Source organism: Aromatoleum sp. (assembly GCF_035254505.1).
GTDB lineage: Bacteria > Pseudomonadota > Gammaproteobacteria > Burkholderiales > Rhodocyclaceae > Aromatoleum.
The window spans coordinates 1-16,449 of record NZ_DATFAO010000043.1 but is presented as its reverse complement, the minus strand read 5'-3'; the positions used below and the strand labels follow the sequence as shown (position 1 = coordinate 16,449).

General features: G+C 65.9%; 19 protein-coding genes. 8 read left to right on the top strand and 11 right to left on the bottom strand.

The window, feature by feature from the left end; genetic code table 11:
- Window positions 1-28: 28 nt before the first annotated feature.
- Window positions 29-808: a 2-oxo-tetronate isomerase gene (gene otnI, locus VJ673_RS06510; protein WP_324125243.1), complete on the bottom strand. Its 780-nt coding sequence runs from the start codon at window positions 806-808 to the stop codon at window positions 29-31.
- Window positions 809-1,017: 209 nt separating this feature from the next.
- On the opposite strand from otnI, the gene VJ673_RS06505 reads away from it, so the two are divergent.
- The 3 genes from VJ673_RS06505 (at window position 1,018) to VJ673_RS06495 (ending at window position 3,364) form a co-directional block, all read left to right on the top strand.
- Window positions 1,018-1,503 (top strand): bacteriohemerythrin, encoded by a 486-nt coding sequence (locus VJ673_RS06505; protein WP_324125242.1) that lies wholly within the window; start codon window positions 1,018-1,020, stop codon window positions 1,501-1,503.
- A gap of 123 nt (window positions 1,504-1,626) precedes the next feature.
- Entirely contained in the window at window positions 1,627-2,118 is a 492-nt protein-coding gene (locus VJ673_RS06500) for an acyl-CoA thioesterase (RefSeq protein WP_324125241.1), read from the top strand.
- 94 nt (window positions 2,119-2,212) lie between these two features.
- Window positions 2,213-3,364, top strand: coding sequence for a class I SAM-dependent methyltransferase (locus VJ673_RS06495; RefSeq protein ID WP_324125240.1), 1,152 nt, complete (start codon window positions 2,213-2,215; stop codon window positions 3,362-3,364).
- Between the two features lie 79 nt (window positions 3,365-3,443).
- On the opposite strand, the gene VJ673_RS06490 is transcribed toward VJ673_RS06495, so the two are convergent.
- The 5 genes from VJ673_RS06490 to VJ673_RS06470 form a co-directional block, all read right to left on the bottom strand.
- Window positions 3,444-3,866, bottom strand: coding sequence for a VOC family protein (locus VJ673_RS06490; RefSeq protein WP_324125239.1), 423 nt, complete (start codon window positions 3,864-3,866; stop codon window positions 3,444-3,446).
- Between the two features lie 82 nt (window positions 3,867-3,948).
- A complete protein-coding gene (locus tag VJ673_RS06485; RefSeq protein ID WP_324125238.1) occupies window positions 3,949-4,323 on the bottom strand; it encodes a hypothetical protein in 375 nt (124 codons plus the stop codon).
- Between the two features lie 47 nt (window positions 4,324-4,370).
- The gene (locus VJ673_RS06480) at window positions 4,371-4,598 is read right to left on the bottom strand and encodes a hypothetical protein (RefSeq protein ID WP_324125237.1); all 228 of its coding nucleotides are present in this window, start codon (window positions 4,596-4,598) and stop codon (window positions 4,371-4,373) included.
- 88 nt (window positions 4,599-4,686) lie between these two features.
- Entirely contained in the window at window positions 4,687-4,986 is a 300-nt protein-coding gene (locus VJ673_RS06475) for a hypothetical protein (RefSeq protein ID WP_324125236.1), read from the bottom strand.
- Between the two features lie 416 nt (window positions 4,987-5,402).
- Complete coding sequence (locus tag VJ673_RS06470; protein ID WP_324125235.1) at window positions 5,403-6,410, bottom strand: nucleoid-associated protein; 1,008 nt, start codon at window positions 6,408-6,410, stop codon at window positions 5,403-5,405.
- Window positions 6,411-6,693: 283 nt separating this feature from the next.
- Here VJ673_RS06470 and VJ673_RS06465 point away from each other — a divergent pair, with 283 nt between their 5' ends.
- Window positions 6,694-8,400 carry a PAS domain-containing hybrid sensor histidine kinase/response regulator gene (locus tag VJ673_RS06465; protein WP_324125234.1) on the top strand — a complete coding sequence of 569 codons (1,707 nt, stop codon included), beginning with the start codon at window positions 6,694-6,696 and terminating at the stop codon, window positions 8,398-8,400.
- A gap of 7 nt (window positions 8,401-8,407) precedes the next feature.
- On the opposite strand, the gene VJ673_RS06460 is transcribed toward VJ673_RS06465, so the two are convergent.
- The 5 genes from VJ673_RS06460 to VJ673_RS06440 all read right to left on the bottom strand — a co-directional run bounded on the left by VJ673_RS06460 (window position 8,408) and on the right by VJ673_RS06440 (window position 12,681).
- Entirely contained in the window at window positions 8,408-9,538 is a 1,131-nt protein-coding gene (locus VJ673_RS06460) for a radical SAM/SPASM domain-containing protein (RefSeq protein ID WP_324125233.1), read from the bottom strand.
- Between the two features lie 333 nt (window positions 9,539-9,871).
- Window positions 9,872-10,774 (bottom strand): permease-like cell division protein FtsX, encoded by a 903-nt coding sequence (gene ftsX / locus VJ673_RS06455; protein WP_324125232.1) that lies wholly within the window; start codon window positions 10,772-10,774, stop codon window positions 9,872-9,874.
- On the bottom strand, window positions 10,771-11,433 hold the full coding sequence (locus VJ673_RS06450) for a cell division ATP-binding protein FtsE (RefSeq protein ID WP_324125231.1): 663 nt from the start codon (window positions 11,431-11,433) through the stop codon (window positions 10,771-10,773). Before VJ673_RS06450 ends, ftsX begins: the two co-directional genes overlap by 4 nt.
- Entirely contained in the window at window positions 11,430-12,524 is a 1,095-nt protein-coding gene (gene ftsY, locus VJ673_RS06445; RefSeq protein ID WP_324125230.1) for a signal recognition particle-docking protein FtsY, read from the bottom strand. The genes VJ673_RS06450 and ftsY overlap by 4 nt, the downstream gene beginning before the upstream one ends.
- On the bottom strand, window positions 12,466-12,681 hold the full coding sequence (locus VJ673_RS06440) for a hypothetical protein (protein ID WP_324125318.1): 216 nt from the start codon (window positions 12,679-12,681) through the stop codon (window positions 12,466-12,468). The genes ftsY and VJ673_RS06440 overlap by 59 nt, the downstream gene beginning before the upstream one ends.
- Between VJ673_RS06440 and VJ673_RS06435 the strand changes: the two genes are divergently transcribed.
- The 4 genes from VJ673_RS06435 to coaD form a co-directional block, all read left to right on the top strand.
- Window positions 12,670-14,043, top strand: coding sequence for a M16 family metallopeptidase (locus VJ673_RS06435; RefSeq protein ID WP_324125229.1), 1,374 nt, complete (start codon window positions 12,670-12,672; stop codon window positions 14,041-14,043). The genes VJ673_RS06440 and VJ673_RS06435 overlap by 12 nt on opposite strands.
- An 84-nt stretch (window positions 14,044-14,127) precedes the next feature.
- On the top strand, window positions 14,128-15,528 hold the full coding sequence (locus VJ673_RS06430; protein WP_324125228.1) for a M16 family metallopeptidase: 1,401 nt from the start codon (window positions 14,128-14,130) through the stop codon (window positions 15,526-15,528).
- Complete coding sequence (gene rsmD / locus VJ673_RS06425; protein ID WP_324125227.1) at window positions 15,525-16,064, top strand: 16S rRNA (guanine(966)-N(2))-methyltransferase RsmD; 540 nt, start codon at window positions 15,525-15,527, stop codon at window positions 16,062-16,064. The genes VJ673_RS06430 and rsmD overlap by 4 nt, the downstream gene beginning before the upstream one ends.
- The coding region (gene coaD, locus VJ673_RS06420) for a pantetheine-phosphate adenylyltransferase (RefSeq protein ID WP_324125226.1) at window positions 16,061-16,449 on the top strand (389 nt) is incomplete at its 3' end. The genes rsmD and coaD, both read left to right, overlap by 4 nt.

Genomic DNA, 16,449 nt, shown 5'->3' with positions numbered 1-16,449 from the left:
GGCACACGCCGCGAGCAGCCGCCAAAGCTCAGGCGCAAAGCGTCTTCAGCCAGCCCAGCCCGTCCTCGGTGCGACCGCGCGGGCGATACTCGCAGCCGACCCAACCGCCGTAGCCGAGCTCGTCGAGCAGCCGGAAGAGATAACGGTAATTGACTTCGCCGTCGTCCGGCTCGTTGCGCGCCGGCACGCTCGCGATCTGAATGTGGCCGACGTGTTCGACGTACCGCCTGAGCTTCGTCGCGATGTCGCCCTCGACGACCTGCACATGGTAGAAATCCATCTGCACCTTCAGGTTCGGCTCGCCGACCTCCTCGCGGATCGCATGCGCCTCGGCCTGCGTCGTCAGGAAGTAGCCCGGCATGTCGCGCGGGTTGATCGGTTCAATCGTGAGCGTGATGCCGTGCGGCGCCAGGGCGCGCGCCGCGTAACGCAGGTTCTCGACGTAGACGACCCGATGCGCCGCCCGATCGGCGCCTGCCGGCAGCAGGCCCGCCATCGCGTGCAGGCACGGCGTGCCCAGTGCCTTCGCATACTCCAGCGCGGTCGCCACGCCCGCACGAAATTCCTCCTCGCGCCCCGGCAGCGACGCGAGCCCGCGCTCTCCCGCCGCCCAGTCGCCCGGGGGCATGTTGAAGAGCGCATTGAAGAGCGCGTTGTCCTTCAGCCACCGCGCGACGTCCGCGGACCGATGCTCGTACGGAAAGAGGAACTCGACCGCCTCGAAGCCCGCGCGGGCGGCTGCGACGAAGCGCTCCGGGAACGAGGTTTCGTTGAACATCATCGTCAGGTTGGCAGCGAATTTCGGCATCGTCTTTCCTTGGTCGTCGGCCCGCGCACGATACCTCAGCGCGGGGAGCCGAGGGCAGCTGCGGGGCGGGCCATGCCGTTCGAAGCCCATATCCTGCCAGTCGGCACCCAAGTCGTTGCAATGCTCTACGAATCGCCGGACGATGTCCTGAATTGCACACGCATCACGCCGAATCCACGTTCCGACGCTCACTCTCCGGGAGAATGATCATGAGCGCAGTGCTCTTCGAATGGTCCGACAGTTTCAATGTCGGCATCCAGGAGATCGACGAACAACACCGCACGCTGGTTGATCTCCTCAACCAACTCCACGCCGCGATCCGCGACCACAAGGGCAGCCAGGCCTGCCGTGCGATCCTGGACCAGCTCGCCGAATACACGCGCACCCATTTCCTGCTCGAGGAAAGCCTGATGCGCGTATCGCACTACTCCGGCTTCGAGATCCACAAGCAGCAGCACGAGGAGCTGATCTCGCAGGTCAAGGCGCTGCAGGACAAGCTCGACACCGGCCAGGCGTCGATCAGCTTCGAGCTGCTGCACTTCCTGCAGGTGTGGCTGACGAAACACATCAACGAGAGCGACAAGCGTTTCGGCCAGCACTTCGCGAAGTCCACCAACCTGCAGGGCTACACGCAATGGTCGGAAGAAGTGAAGACGACGATGCAGAAGAAGAAGTGGTGGTGGAAGTTCTGGTGATTTGCCTCCGACGGGGCAATTGAGCAGAATCGATCCGACCGTCAGGGCGGCACAGACAGCCCGGCGAAAGCCCGGCCCGGTAAGGTCGGACGCTGCTCCCCAACTTTCCTCGGATCACCCCACATGGATCTCCCCGCCCATCAACTGACCATGACCGTGCTGATGACGCCGGACATGGCGAACTTTTCCGGCAAGGTGCATGGCGGCGCCGTGCTCAAGCTCCTCGACCAGGTTGCCTACGCCTGCGCGAGCCGCTACGCCGCGCGCTACGTTGTCACGCTGTCCGTCGACCAAGTGATGTTCCGCCAGCCGATCATGGTCGGCGAGCTCGTCACCTTCCTCGCCAGTGTCAACTACACCGGCAAGTCGTCGATGGAGGTCGGCATCAAGGTGGTCGCCGAGAACATCCGCACCCAGGAAGTGCGCCACGCCAACAGCTGCTTCTTCACCATGGTCGCCGTCGACGACGACGGCAAACCGGTTGCCGTGCCGCCCTTGCGCCCTTTCAGCCCGAAGGAAAAGCAGCGCTTCGAAGCGGCGGAGGCGCGCAAGGCGCTGCGCCTGGAGCTCGAAAAGCGCTTCGCCGAGACGCACAGCCAGGCCGATAAGGACTGACGGCTGCAGGCCCGGCACGGCGCGCGAATTCCCGCGGCTGGCACCAAGGGGCTATCATGCCGGCCCTTACCCTCCTCCGCAGGCAGGTTTCCCGATGAACGACTTCCCGCAGATCGTCTGGGACGAGGACGGCGCCAGCCGCACCGCACGCTGGCGCTCCGAGAGCGGCATGCCGCCGCCGAAGCGCGTCGTCGTCGCCGACGACCAGACGAGCGCCGACCAAGCCTACCGCCTCGCATGCGAAGGCACGGCGCTCCTCTATCGGGGCGACTTCCAGAACGCGAAGCAACTCCTGCAGGCGATAGCGCGTCGCATCGACCGCAAGCCGCGGCGACCGGGCAAGCAGGCGGCACCCAAAAGTCCGACGGAAGCCTTCCACCTGCACCGCCAGGCCCAGGCGCAACGCGCCCGCACCCTCGGCATGCTGCTCCTGCCCTTCGACGCCGGGCACGCGCTGCCGCTACGCCGCGCGCCCGACGTCCGTCAAGCCTGTCTCGAAGCCTACGGCCCCGCCGAGGAAGCCTACGTGGCGTCGCTACGCGAACTGCAGGGTCTGATCGGCGCGCACGAATGGCGCAAGAAAGGCGTGCCGATCCCGGCGCTGGGCGCCTCGATCCATCCGCATTACGGCGTCTTCTCGCCGGTGCGCGGGGAATACATCGATCTCGTCGCGAAGGCGCCCTTGCCCGCAGCCCTCTCGAAGGGAGCCGCCTTCGACATCGGCACCGGCACCGGCGTCCTCGCGGCGCTGCTCGCGCGGCGTGGCGTCGCGCGCATCGTCGCGACCGACCAGGATCCGCGGGCACTCGCCTGCGCGCGCGAAAACCTTGCCCGGCTGGGCTGCGCGAAGCGCGTGCAAGTGGTGGAGGCCGACATGTTCCCGGAAGGGCACGCGGGGCTCGTCGTGTGCAATCCGCCATGGGTGCCCGCGCGCCCGAGCTCTCCGCTCGAATACGCGGTCTACGACCCCGACAGCCGCATGCTGCGCGCCTTCCTCGACGGTCTTGCCGCACATCTCCTGCCCGGCGGCGAAGGCTGGCTGATCCTGTCGGACCTCGCCGAGCATCTTGGTCTGCGCTCCCGCGACGAACTCGTCGCGATGATCGAAGCGGCTGGCTTGCAGGTGCTAGACCGTCTCGGCGCCCGCCCGACGCATTCCAAGACGAGCGACGTCGACGATCCGTTGCATGCCGCCCGTGCAGCCGAAATCACGTCGCTATGGCGGCTCGGCGCGAAACAGAAATAGATAGTCAGTCGTATCCAGCTATGGCAAGGAAGGCGTCCGCTACCTTGTGGGACGTCGCCGAAACCTCATACCGGCGACTTCACTCCGGCAAGGTCCACGCCGGATTCCACGCCACTTCCCACAGGTGCCCGTCCGGGTCCTGGAAATAGCCCGCGTAGCCACCCCAGAAGGTGTCGTGCGCCGGTTTCACGATTATCGCCCCGGCGCGGCGCGCCTCCTCCATTATCGCGTCGACCTCGGAGCGCGAGGCCACGTTGTGCCCCAGGCTCAGCTCCGTCGCGCTCGGCTTTGCGAGCGGTAGGCCGCTATCGTGCGCGAGACTTGCTCGCGGCCACAGTGCCAGCCGCAAGCCGCCGTGAAGCTCGAAAAACACCACCGCGCCGTGTTCGAACTCGGTTCCGACGATGCCGTCCGTCTTCAATCCCAAACCGTCACGATAGAAACGCAAGGACCGCTCGAGATCGTCGACTCCGAGCGTGACGAGCGAAATTCTCGGCAACATGGAAGCTTCCTCCATATCCTGGGCCAAACTCCGCGCCCTCTTCCGGTATAGAGAACGCGACCGCCGACACAAGCCCACGCGGTCAGCGACGATCCGGATTCCGGTCCTTTTCGAACTGCCTCTCGGCTTCGCCCAGATGCCGGATCAGGACATGCGAAACCACATTCACGCCGATGCCGGCAAACAGCACCGGCAGCAAGTACAAACCCAGCGTCAGCTCGGACACGAAGACCGCATCGTCCGCAAGCGACGCGGTCGCCTTCGCCATCTGCACCAGGCTCTGCAGCAGGTAGGTATCGAATCCCGCGATCAGGATCAGCGCCAGCCCAAGCGCCAACACCGTCATCGGCGACACCGCGCGCGTGACGAGCAGCAACACGTAGATCGCGACCGGCACGACCAGCGAAAACAGTACGAGCAGCCAGAACTTCAGCTCGGCGAACACAGTGAGGCTCATTCTTCCTTCGACTCGCAGCAGGGCCCGGAAATCAACCGCGTTTCCGATCAGGCGCCAGCGACGAGCACCCGGATGAGTTCGTAGACGGCGGCCATCGTTAAAAAAATCACGACGGTCATTATCGCCAAGATGATTTCGCCGAATTGTGAGAGCGTGTAGCGCCAGATTCGGTCGGTAAAACGATGCTCGAGCCCAACACGGTCCAGTATTCGGCGAGCGAGCGCATATCCCAGTATTGCGACAAGAATCCCGCCGATGAATTTCAGGACTGCCACGGCGCCTCTCACTCAATGGGAACACACGACGTAGACGACAAAACCGGCGTGGCCGTGTCCAGCGACGCCGGTTTCAACGTTCAAACCCTTACTTCTTTGCACTCTTGTTCGCAGCTGGAACCGCCGGCGTCAGCTTGTAGCCGACGACCTCGTCGTTGTCGCCGCGGACTGCGTTCACCTGCACGCTGCCGCCAAAGTGCTCGGCTGCCCCGGGGAAGACGAAGTTCTGCTGTCCCGTGGGTGTGACGAAGCGGACGGCGTTGAGAGCCGACTCGGTGTTGCGCGGCACCTTTGGAGCCGGGGCGGGCTCGGGCGCCGGAGTCGGCACGGACGTCGGGACGGGCTCGGATTCCGGCGTCGGCGTGCTGGTCGGGATCAGGCCGGCCACGCCGTTCGCGACGCCCGGACGCGTCGCGTAGCTGCTGCTGGGCGGACCGCGGAGGCGTTCACCGTGACCGGAGCCGGAGCGACGGCGTTGGGCACGACAAGCATCGAACGGATTTCCTGGGCGCTGCAGTAGCCGCTCGACGGGAAGACGTTGTCGCTCCAGAAGGTCACGTAGCGTCCGCCCGCACCGTATGCCCTTTGCGTTGGATAAAAAATCAAATGGATTTGGTCACAAATGCATTCAGGAAGCGCCGAAACCTGAAGGCATTTATTGGTGGGCATCTTCTGATTCGAGAAGACACGATTCGGCCGCCCACGCTGTCGGGTGGACGGGATGGTGCCCCGTCAGAACGCGGGCACTGGATTGCAATCCCCAATGGATTGCCGGGGGACAGCCTTGCACCGTCCCCCTTTGCCTCACTCGTCCTGCAGCATCTTCTTCAGATATTCCGGCAGCCCAGACAGCACCAGTGTGTCGCTCGTGCGGTCGTAATGGACCGCACCCGAATGCAGGCTGCTGCGGTCGAACTCGAGCTTCCATTGCTCGCCGGCGGCACGGAAGCGCACCAGCGGGCGGATCGCGCGGCGGTCTGGCACGAAGCCGCTCGCGAGCGGCGCCTCGCCGCCAGTCAATACAGCATCCAGCCGTTCCGGCTGCTCCGGCCAGATCTTGCGCGCGACCTCGTCAATCGCGAGTGGCGATCCGCTCTCGCCGAGCTCGTCGAGGTAGCCGTGCGCGCGTTCGAGCATCGCATCCCGCGAAGGCGGGTCGAGGCGCTGCGTCTCGGCGAAGTCGGACAGGCGCTGCACGAGCTTCTTCGTCTCCTTCAGCGCGATCACGATGTCGCTGCAACCGAGGAAACGCTTGAACCACGGCGCGACGTCGCCGCGGCCCTTGAGGAAGCTGATGTAGCGCTCGTCGCCGCGCTGCCATCCCGAAAGGTCGATGCGGCCCGCGGCCGGCAGCGCCGAAAAGTCGAGATGCAGGCAGTCGATGACGTCGAAGGCGCCCGTGACGGCACTGCCCACCGCCTCGCCGACGACCGCGACCCACAGGCAGTCAGATGCGCCTTCCATGATCCGCGCGACCACCACGTAGCCGGAGATATCGGCCCCCTCCTCGTCCGCGCACAGGCACATCGCGTCCATCATCCGCTTCGACAGGGCTGCGAAGTCGAGGCTCTTGTCGACGACGTGCTCGCGCACGAGACGCGGCAACGGAAAGGCATTCTCGTCGTCCTCGAAGCGGCCATAGCCCTTGCTGCTGCGATCCGCGTAATGGCTGCACAGACGCTCGACCATGCGCACCGCGGCATCGTCGACGCGACAGGCGGCCTCGCGCAATTCCGCGCTCGCAGGGCTTTCGCCGGAGCGATGGAGCTTGTGGACGACGAGGTGGGTGATGGTGTGCTGGATCTGGCTCATGGCGGCGACTCGGGCGAACGGGGCGCGATTCTCGCACGCCTGGGCGCCTTCGTAGCGCCACACAAATTAACAAGCCGCAAAATCGAACGTGATCCATTCCCGTACTACCGACCCTCGAATCGGACTACGATATTCGTAGTAGGTCGGAGCAGGAGGCTCGAACATCGAACGAGGCTCCCTGCATATGCAACGAACGGACCATGCGCTCCGCTCGACGTCGCCATACCCCGTCTCTCTACTCAAAAAGAACAATCAATCCGCTCGCCCCGCAGAGGTATTTTCGATGGATCAACTCGACGATTCGTCCGGCGCGCAAATTGCCCGCCTGACCGCGCAGCTGTCGACCAGCCGCTCACTCGAGCAACGCGCCCGCGAACTGCTCGACGCCGCGCCCGACGCGATCGTCGTCGTCGATCAGGCCGGCCAGATCGTGCTGGTCAACGCACAGACCGAGAAGCTCTTCGGCTACACGCGCGCCGAACTCATCGGCCACTCGATCGAACTGCTCGTCCCGCAAAATCTGCGCTCAGGCCATGTCGGCAAGCGCAGCCAGTTCGCCGGCTGCCCCTCGGTGCGCCCGATGGGCACGGGGCTGGATCTCAGCGGCCAGCGCAAGGACGGCACGCAGGTACCGGTCGAGATCAGCCTCAGCCCGCTACGCACCGATCACGGCGTACTCATTTCGGCCGCGATCCGCGACACGACCGAGCGCCGTCTCGCACAGGAAGCCCTGCGCCAGGCCCACGACGAGCTCGAACGCCGCGTCAGCGAGCGCACCGCCGAACTGGAAGACGCCAACCGCGCGCTGCAATCCGAAATCGAAGACCGCGCGGCGGCCGAGCGCGCCCTGCATCAGGCGCAGAAAATGGAAGCCGTCGGCCAGCTCACGGGCGGTATCGCGCACGACTTCAACAACCTGCTCACCGTGGTGATGGGCAACCTGCAACTGCTCGCCCGCCGCGTGCAGAGCGACCCCCTCGCGAACGACCTCATCAAGAGCGCCCTCAATGCCGCATGGCGCGGCGCCGAACTCAACCGTCGGCTGCTCGCCTTCTCGCGCAAGCAGCGGCTCGCGCCGATTGCGCTGGACCTCAACGACATGATCGGCGGCATGACGACGCTGCTCACGCGCAGCCTCGGCGAACAGGTCCGGATCAGCGTGCACGTCACACCGGACCTGCCGCCGGCGCTCGCCGATGTCACCCAGCTCGAATCGGCGCTGCTCAACCTCGCCGTCAATTCACGCGACGCCATGCCCGACGGCGGCACGCTGACCATCGAAACCGCCGCCGTCAACCTCGACGAACACTACGCCGCGCTCGAAGGCGACGTGAAACCCGGCTCCTACGTCATGCTCGCGGTCTCCGATACCGGCACCGGAATGCCGCCGGAAGTCGTGCAGAAGGCTTTCGAACCCTTCTTCACGACCAAGGAAACCGGCAAGGGCAGCGGCCTCGGGCTCGCGATGGTGTATGGCTTCGTCAAGCAGTCGGGCGGCCACGTGAAGATCTACAGCGAACCGGGCACCGGCACCACGGTCAAGCTCTTCCTGCCGATCATCGCCCGGCCCGCTCCGGTCGAGGAAGCTCCGGCCGAAGCCGAGCAGCGCCCGGAGGCCAACGGCACCGAAACCATCCTCGTCGTCGAAGATGAGGACGACGTGCGCGAACTCGTCTGCCGCCTGCTCGGGGCGCTCGGCTACCGCATCCTGCAGGCTTCCGAAGGCAAGACGGCGCTGGAGATCATCGAACAGGAACCCAGTATCAAACTGCTCTTCACCGACGTCGTGCTGCCGGGCGGCATGAACGGCCCCGAGATCGCGCGCCGCGCCCAACTGCTGCGCCCCGATCTGAAACTGCTCTACACGTCCGGCTACACCGGCAACGCGCTGCAGCAGCTCGAAGCGCTGGAGGGACCGTTCAAGATGATCAGCAAGCCCTACGTGATCGACGACCTCGCCCAGATCGTGCGCGAGGTCCTCGACAACTGAGCCACGCTCAGGGCATCACTTCGACGTACTCGTAGATCTCGCAGTCGGAGATCTCGCGCCGCACCGGGATCGAGGCCTTCGCGTACCACGCATGCGGATCCCGCCGGTCGATCTCGGCACCCATGAACTTCACCAGCTCGCAGATCGGCTCGACGACCTGCTCGCGGTAGGGCGCGTCGTCCAGCACGTAGCCCACGTAGAGGTTCTTCATGCAGTTGCGGCGGCAGAAGGACAGCGCCTCGCACCCTTCGCAGGGCATCTCCGGCGCGGGCTGCAGCGGGCTCGCCTTCAGCCAGTTCGCGTTGAGGTCGCCGCTCTGCAGCTCCGGCAGATGCGTCAGATCCGGGCACGGGAAGATGCGGCCGTCGGGCAGGATGTTCAGGATGTGCGTCGACGAGCGGCACTGCGTCTGCCCGCTGCAGGCTTCGCGCGCCCGCGACGGCAGCACCTTGTTCCGAACCGTGCCCATCAGCGGAATGAAGGGATACAAGCCGTCGACCGCGAAGAACTTGTCGATCAGCTGCGTTAGCGCCACCTTCTTGCGCCGCATGTTCTCCGCGTCGTAAAAACCCTCCGCCTGCGCGAACTGCCAGTACACGTAGTCGAAGGTCGGCAGCAGGCTGTCGAGCTCCTCGAAACTGATGTCCTCATGTCCCCAGGTGACGCGCGCCGTCAGCTTGCCGCCAAGCTTCGGACGGATCTTCTCGATGTTCGACGTCACCTTGCGATACACGCCACGGCCCCGATAGTGGTCCGTCGTGTGCTCCGCGCCGTCGACCGAGACCAGCACGTTCGACAGCTTCGCGAGCACCGTATCCGGCAGCCGGTGCAATAGTGTGCCGTTGGTCTGCAACTGGTAGCGCCAGGTCGGATGGCGCTCCATCAACCCGACGATGAAGGGAATATTCAGCGTCGGCTCGCCGCCATAGAAGGTGACGTAGATCTCCTTGTCCGCAAGATGGGTCGCGACAAAGGTATCCAGCGTATCGAGCGAATACTCGGCCTTGCCCTGCGAGCCGACGACGTCGCCGACTGCGATCGAGCAATAAGAGCACTTCAGGTTGCAGGTGAGCGTCGTGAAGATATTCAGTTCGACGCGATTGCCGACGATCGGCGAACGCAGTTCCGGCGCATTCATGGTGCGGTAGGTGATCCGAAATGATTTGACCCCACTTGGGGCGCGGGATTATAGCGGGCCGGCAGCGTAGAAGGGAGCAATCCGGAACGAAGCCTCAGAAGGTTCAGCCCTGATGAAGCGTGGCGGAGCGTGCTTCTCCGCGGGCTGTCCGGGAGCGCCGGACCGGGGCGGGTTGCGGGGGAAACAAGGCGACGCATGTCTGAGGGCGCGCAGCGCCCGAGTTTGCGTCGCCGCCCCCGCAGCGCGACATGGGACGGGAAGCCGAAGGCCGCGAGCGCCTGCCCGCGGAGAAGCACGCTCCGCCACGCTTCCCCCCGGAGAGCTGGACCCGAATCAGCTCAAACGCTCAGCCAAATGCCGCCGTACCGAAATCGCGCTACCCAGCCACCCCAGAAAAGCCGCGAACCCCAGGATCGCCGCCGCTTCCCGCAGCCCCGGCCCCGTCAGCGCGAACACCGCCCCATAAGTCTCGGCAAGACTCGCAACCGGTCCGCCCAGCGCCTCGACCGTCGCCCACACCGTCGCCAACGCAACGCAGCCGCCGAGCAGCCCCTGCAAGCTGCCGAACCAGTAGAACGGGCGACGAATGAACGGATCGGTCGCGCCCAACAGACGACTGACATCGATCTCATGCCGCTGCGTCAAGATCTGCAAGCGGATCGTGTTGAACGTGACGATCACCAGCGCAAAGCCCAACAAGCCCGCCAGCAACAACACCGCCAAGCGCCCGAGCCCCAGCAACGCATGCAAACGCTTGACCCAAGCCGAATCAAGCTGCACGTGCGCAACCCCCGGCCAAGCCGCGAAGCGCGCACTCAGCGTGTCATACACCGCTGGATCCTCGCCACGTGGCGTCACAATGAAAGCATCCGGCAAAGGATTCGCCGTCAGCCCGCCCAGCACATCCCCCAGCCCGTTGCGCTCCAACTGACGCAGCGCCTCATCCTTCGCCACGTAACGGTAGCCCGCGACCTGCGCGTCACCGCGCAGCTGCTTCTCGGCGGCTGCAACGTCCGACGCCGAAGCATCCTGCCCCATGAACACGCTGATCTCGGGCGTCCCCGACACTCCACGCGCCAACGACGCCACATTGTCGAGCAGCAGATAGCCCGCCGCCGGCAGCGACAACGCGATTCCGACAACCAAGGCCGACAACAGCGTGCCCAACGGCTGGGCAGCCAGACGCCGCAAAGCCTGCATCAGCGCGCGGCCGTGCAGATAGAACCAATGATTCATGCCGCCTCTCCCAACAGCATCCCCTTGCCGAGCACCAGCCGCCGCGGGTTGTGCTGCGCGAAGAGTCGCTCGTCGTGCGTCGATACCAGCACCGTGACGCCGGCGGAATTGAAGGACTTGAAGAGATTCGCGATCTCGTCCGCGTAGGCCGTGTCGAGGTGCGCGGTCGGCTCGTCGGCAATCAGGATCGACGGCTTGTTCACGATCGCCCGCGCGATCGCGACGCGCTGCTGCTCCCCGCCCGACAGCCCCGCGGGCATCTCGCGCTCACGGCCCGCCAGCCCGACGCGCTCCAGCGCCGCCGCCACCCGCTTCGCCGCATCGCGCGGCGGATGCCCGGTAATCACCAACGGCAGCATCACGTTGTCGAACACCTTGCGGTCGTACAGCAACCGATGCTCTTGCAGCACGAGTCCGAGGTTGCGCCGCAGGTAAGGAATTGCACGCGGACGCAGACCGGAGATGTCCTGACCGTTGATCTTCACGCTGCCGGAGCTCGGCCGCTCGATCGCCGCGATCAGCTTCAGCAGCGTGCTCTTGCCCGCGCCCGAATGCCCGGACAGCACCGCCAGCGCACCGTGGCGGATCTCGAAGCTCACACCCCCGAGCGCCGTATAGCCGCCCGGATAGCGCTTCACCACATTCTCGAAGACGATCATGCCGCGGCGCCTGCTCCCGGGACCGGTTCGAACAGCGCGTCGACGAATTCCTTCACATGGAAAGGCTGCAGGTCGTCGATGCCCTCGCCCACGCCGATAAAGCGCAGCGGACGCGGATACTGCCGCGCGATCGCCGCCACCACGCCGCCCTTCGCCGTGCCGTCGAGCTTGGTCACGACCAGCCCCGTCACGCCGATCGCCGCATCGAAAGCCTTCACCTGCGCCAGCGCGTTCTGGCCGATGTTCGCATCGAGGACCAGCAGCACCTCGTGCGGCCCGCTCGGATCCGCCTTCCCGATCACGCGGCGCACCTTCGCGATCTCTTCCATCAAGTGCAGCTGAGTCGGCAGGCGTCCGGCGGTGTCGGCCAGCACGACGTCGATGCGGCGTGCCTTCGCAGCATTGATCGCATCGAAGATCACCGCGGCCGAGTCACCGCCGTCCTGCGCGATCACCGTGACGTTGTTGCGCTCGCCCCAGGTCATCAGCTGCTCGCGCGCCGCGGCGCGGAACGTATCGCCCGCCGCCAGCAGCACGCTCTTGCCCTGCGACTGGAAGTACTTCGCGAGCTTACCGATCGAGGTCGTCTTGCCCGAGCCGTTCACGCCCGCGATCATGATGATGTAGGGCGAATGCGTCGACACGTCGAGCGGCTGCTCGAGCGGCGCGAGAATCGCCTGCAGCTCCTCGGCCAGGGCCTTCTGCAACTGGTCGGCCGTCTCGAGCTTGTCGCGTTTCCAGCGCTTGCGCAGTTCGGTGAGCAGATGCTCGGTCGCCTCGACGCCGCAATCGGCCATCAGCAGCGTCGTCTCAAGCTCTTCGAGCAGATCCTCGTCGATCTTGCGCAGGCCGAAGAGGTTCGCGAGCCCGCCACCGATCTGCTGACGCGTGCGGCTCAGGCCGGCCTTCAGGCGCTCGGCCCACGAACGCTTGACGGCCGGCTCGGCCGCCGCCTCTTGCACCGGGGCAGGAGCAGGGGTGGCTACAAGGGCTGTCTCCGGAGGCGAAGCCGCATCCGGGGCCGAAGTCACCTCAGGGGCTTTCGGTGCCGCCGGATCGGGCTTCGGTGATCTTTTCAGGAAACCAAACATGGATATTCGGGTCTTTTGTGACGTTTTGAACTTCAGGCGGCGCCGGATTCCCAATAACGCTAAGATGCGGCTGCACGTTGAACGCGGCGCGCCCGAAAAAAAGGCCGCCGCAAGCCGCGAATTCTACCAGATGCAGGACATCTCCATGTTTCGCCACATCTTTCCCCGCAGCACCGTGCTGGCCGCGGCACTCGCCCTCGCGGCAGGCCCTCTGCACGCCAATCCGTTCGAGACCACGCTTCCGAATGGCATGCAAATCATCGTCAAGGAAGACCGTCGCGCGCCGTCCGTCGTCCACATGGTGTGGTACGGCGCGGGCTCGATGGACGAGGCCGCGGGCGTCTCGGGCGTCGCGCACATCCTTGAACACATGATGTTCAAGGGGACGGACAAGGTCGGCCCCGGTGAATTCAACAAGCGAGTCGCAGCGATCGGCGGGCGCGACAACGCCTTCACCGGGCAGGACTACACGGCCTACTTCCAGCAGGTGCCGTCCTCGCGCCTGGGCGACGTCATGGCGCTCGAAGCCGACCGCATGGAGCATCTGAAGATCACCGACAAGGAGTTCAAGCCCGAACTCGAGGTCGTCAAGGAAGAACGGCGCCTGCGCACCGACGACGAGCCGCGCTCGCTCGTCAATGAGCAACTGATGGCAACGGCCTTCGAGGCCCATCCCTACCACCGCCCCGTCATCGGCTGGATGACCGATCTCGACACCACCGGCGCCGAAGACGCGCGGCGCTGGTACCGCACCTGGTACGTGCCGAACAACGCGCGCCTCGTCGTCGTCGGCGACGTCGACCACCGCCAGGTGTTCGAGATGGCGCGCAAGTACTACGGCGCGGCCAAGGCGCGCCCGCTGCCGGAGCGGCGCATCACCACCGAGCCCGAACAGCAGGGCATGCGCTCGGTCGTCGTGCGCGCGCCCGCCGAGCTGCCGTACCTGGAACTCGCGTGGAAAGCGCCGACGATGCGTGACGCCGAGCAGGATCGCGACGTCTACGCGCTGAAGGTGCTCGCCGCGGTGCTCGACGGCTACGAAGGCGCCCGCCTCAATCGCCGCCTCGTCCGCGAAGATCGTGTCGCCGTCTCGGCAGGCGCCGGCTACGACGGCAGCGGCCGCGGCCCGCAACTCTTCACGCTCGACGGCTCCCCGGCACCCGGCAAGACCGTCGCCGACGTCGAAAGCGCCCTGCGCGCGGAAATCAAGCGCATCCAGGACGAAGGCATCGGCGAGGACGAGCTGCACCGCGTCAAGACGCAAAGCGTCGCCGGCCAGGTCTACAAGCGCGACTCGCTGATGGGCCAGGCGATGGAGATCGGCTTCCTCGAATCGACGGGCCTCTCCTGGCGCGACGACGACAAGCTCCTCGAAGGCGTCCGGCGCGTCACGGCCGACGAAGTGCAGGCCGTCGCCCGCAAATACTTCAGCGACGACACGCTGACCCGCGCCCAGCTCGACCCGCTGCCGGTCGGCGACGCCAAACCCAAAGCCCACAAGCCCGGAATGCGGCACTGAGATGGCAAAGCCCCCACGCTCCCTGCGGTCGCTGCCCCCCCGAGGGGGCCGCAGTATGCTTGGGGCGGCCCTGTGCACACTGACATGCGAATTCACATCATGATCCGTCACCTGAACCGTAGCTTCGTCGCGCTCGCCGCACTGGCCGCGCTCCTGTCCCCGCTCGCGAGCACCAGCGCGACCGCGGCCGGCCCCGACATCAAGCACTGGACCGCGCCGAACGGCGCACGCGTCTATTACGTCGAAAGCCACGCCCTGCCCCTCGTCGACATCCAGGTCGGCTTCCCCGCCGGCAGCGCCCTCGATCCCGAAGGCAGCGCCGGCCTCGCGGGCCTCACGCGCGGCATGCTCGATGCGGGCAGCGAAGGACTCGATGAGCAGCAGATCGCCGAACGCATCGCCGACACCGGCGCCCGCATCGGCGGCAGCGCCGACTCCGACCAGGCGGGCCTGTCGATTCGCACGCTGTCGAGCGAGGCCGAACGCAACGCCGCGATCGACCTCGCCGCACGCCTGCTCGCGAAGCCGACCTTCCCCGCCGACGTGCTGGAACGCGAACGCGCACGGGCCGTCGCCGAGTTGCGCGACGCGCTGACGCGCCCTGACACCCTTGCATCGCGTCGCTTCATGGCGGCGGTCTACGGGTCGCATCCCTACGGCCGCAGCACGACGGTCGAATCGCTGCAAAGCATCACGCGCGACCAGCTTGTCCAGTTTCACCGCAACTACTACACGGCCAATACCGCTGTCGTCGCGATCGTCGGCGACGTCACCCGCGAGCAAGCCGACGACATCGCGCGCCGCCTGACGGCCGACCTGCCCGCCGGCACCGCCAAGCCCACGCTGCCCACGCCGCAGCAGCCCGCAGCAACCGTCGAACGCATCGCCCACCCCTCGGCCCAGGCCCATATCCTGATCGGCCTGCCCGGCATGAGCCGCGACGACCCGGACTACTTCCCGCTGCTCGTCGGCAACTACGTGCTGGGCGGCGGCGGCTTCGTGTCGCGGCTGACGAAGGAGGTCCGCGAGAAGCGCGGCTTCGCCTACAGCGTGTACAGCTACTTCATGCCGCTGCGTGTCGCCGGCCCCTTCCAGATCGGACTCCAGACCCGCGGCAGCCAGTCAGAGGAAGCGCTGCGCGTGACGCGAGCCGTGGTCGACGACTTCATCGCCAAAGGCCCCACCGCCGCCGAGATCAAGGCTGCCCGCGACAACATCGTCAACGGTTTCGGCCTGCGCCTCGATTCCAACCGCAAGATTCTCGACCACGTCGCGATGATCGGTTTCTACCAGCTGCCGCTCGACTGGCTCGAAACCTATCCGAAGCGCGTCGAGGCCGTGACCCCCGAAGCGGTGCGCGATGCCTTCGCGCGGCGCGTCCATGACGCCAACCTCGTCACCGTGATCGCAGGCGGCGACGGTGACAGCGGCGGCGGAAGCGCCCCGGCCGCGGCGACGCCGAAGAAGGCGGGACACGGGAAGTGAGTCGCGTCCGCATCGTCGGCGGCCAGTGGCGCTCGCGCCTGCTCGACGTCGCCCACGTCCCCGGGCTGCGCCCCACGCCCGACCGCGTCCGCGAGACGCTGTTCAACTGGCTGGGGCAGGGCCTGACGGGAATGACCTGCCTTGATCTCTTCGGCGGCACCGGCATCCTCGGCTTCGAAGCCGCCTCGCGCGGCGCCGAACGCGTCGTCATCGTCGAATCCGATGCGCGGGCGCATGCCGCGCTGCGTCAATCGGTCACGGCGCTCGATGCCATGCAGGTGGAGGTGATCCGCGCCGATGCGTTAAGATTCGTGCAGACTGCCACCGAGAAGTTCGACGTGGTGTTCCTCGATCCGCCCTATCACAAGGGCTGGCTCGAGCGGCTGGAACCCTGGCTCGACCGGCTGCTGAAGCCGGACGGCTGGCTTTACGCCGAAGCCGAAACGGCGATCGGAGAACTGGCCGGGTTGAGCACGATCAAGGCAGGCCGCGCCGGCCTGGTGCATTTTCATCTCTTGCAAGGGAGTCAGGAATGAAGGAAGGGGTAGCGGTTTATCCGGGTACCTTCGATCCATTCACGCGGGGACACGAGGATCTGGTTCGCCGGGCGTCGCTGCTGTTCGACAAGGTCATCGTCGCGGTGGCCGAGAGCCGCGGCAAGAGCCCGATCTTCACGCTCGAAGAGCGCGTCGAGATCGCGCGCGAAATCGTGACCCCATTCGGGAACGTCGAAGTGACCGGATTCGACGGCCTGCTGATGGATTTCCTGCGCGCGCGCAACGCACGCCTTATACTGCGCGGTCTGCGGGCGGTTTCCGACTTCGAATACGAATTCCAGCTCGCAGGGATGAACCGAAAGCTCTTCCCCGACGTCGAAACAGTGTTCCTGACGCCGGCGGACGAATATATGTTCATCTCCGC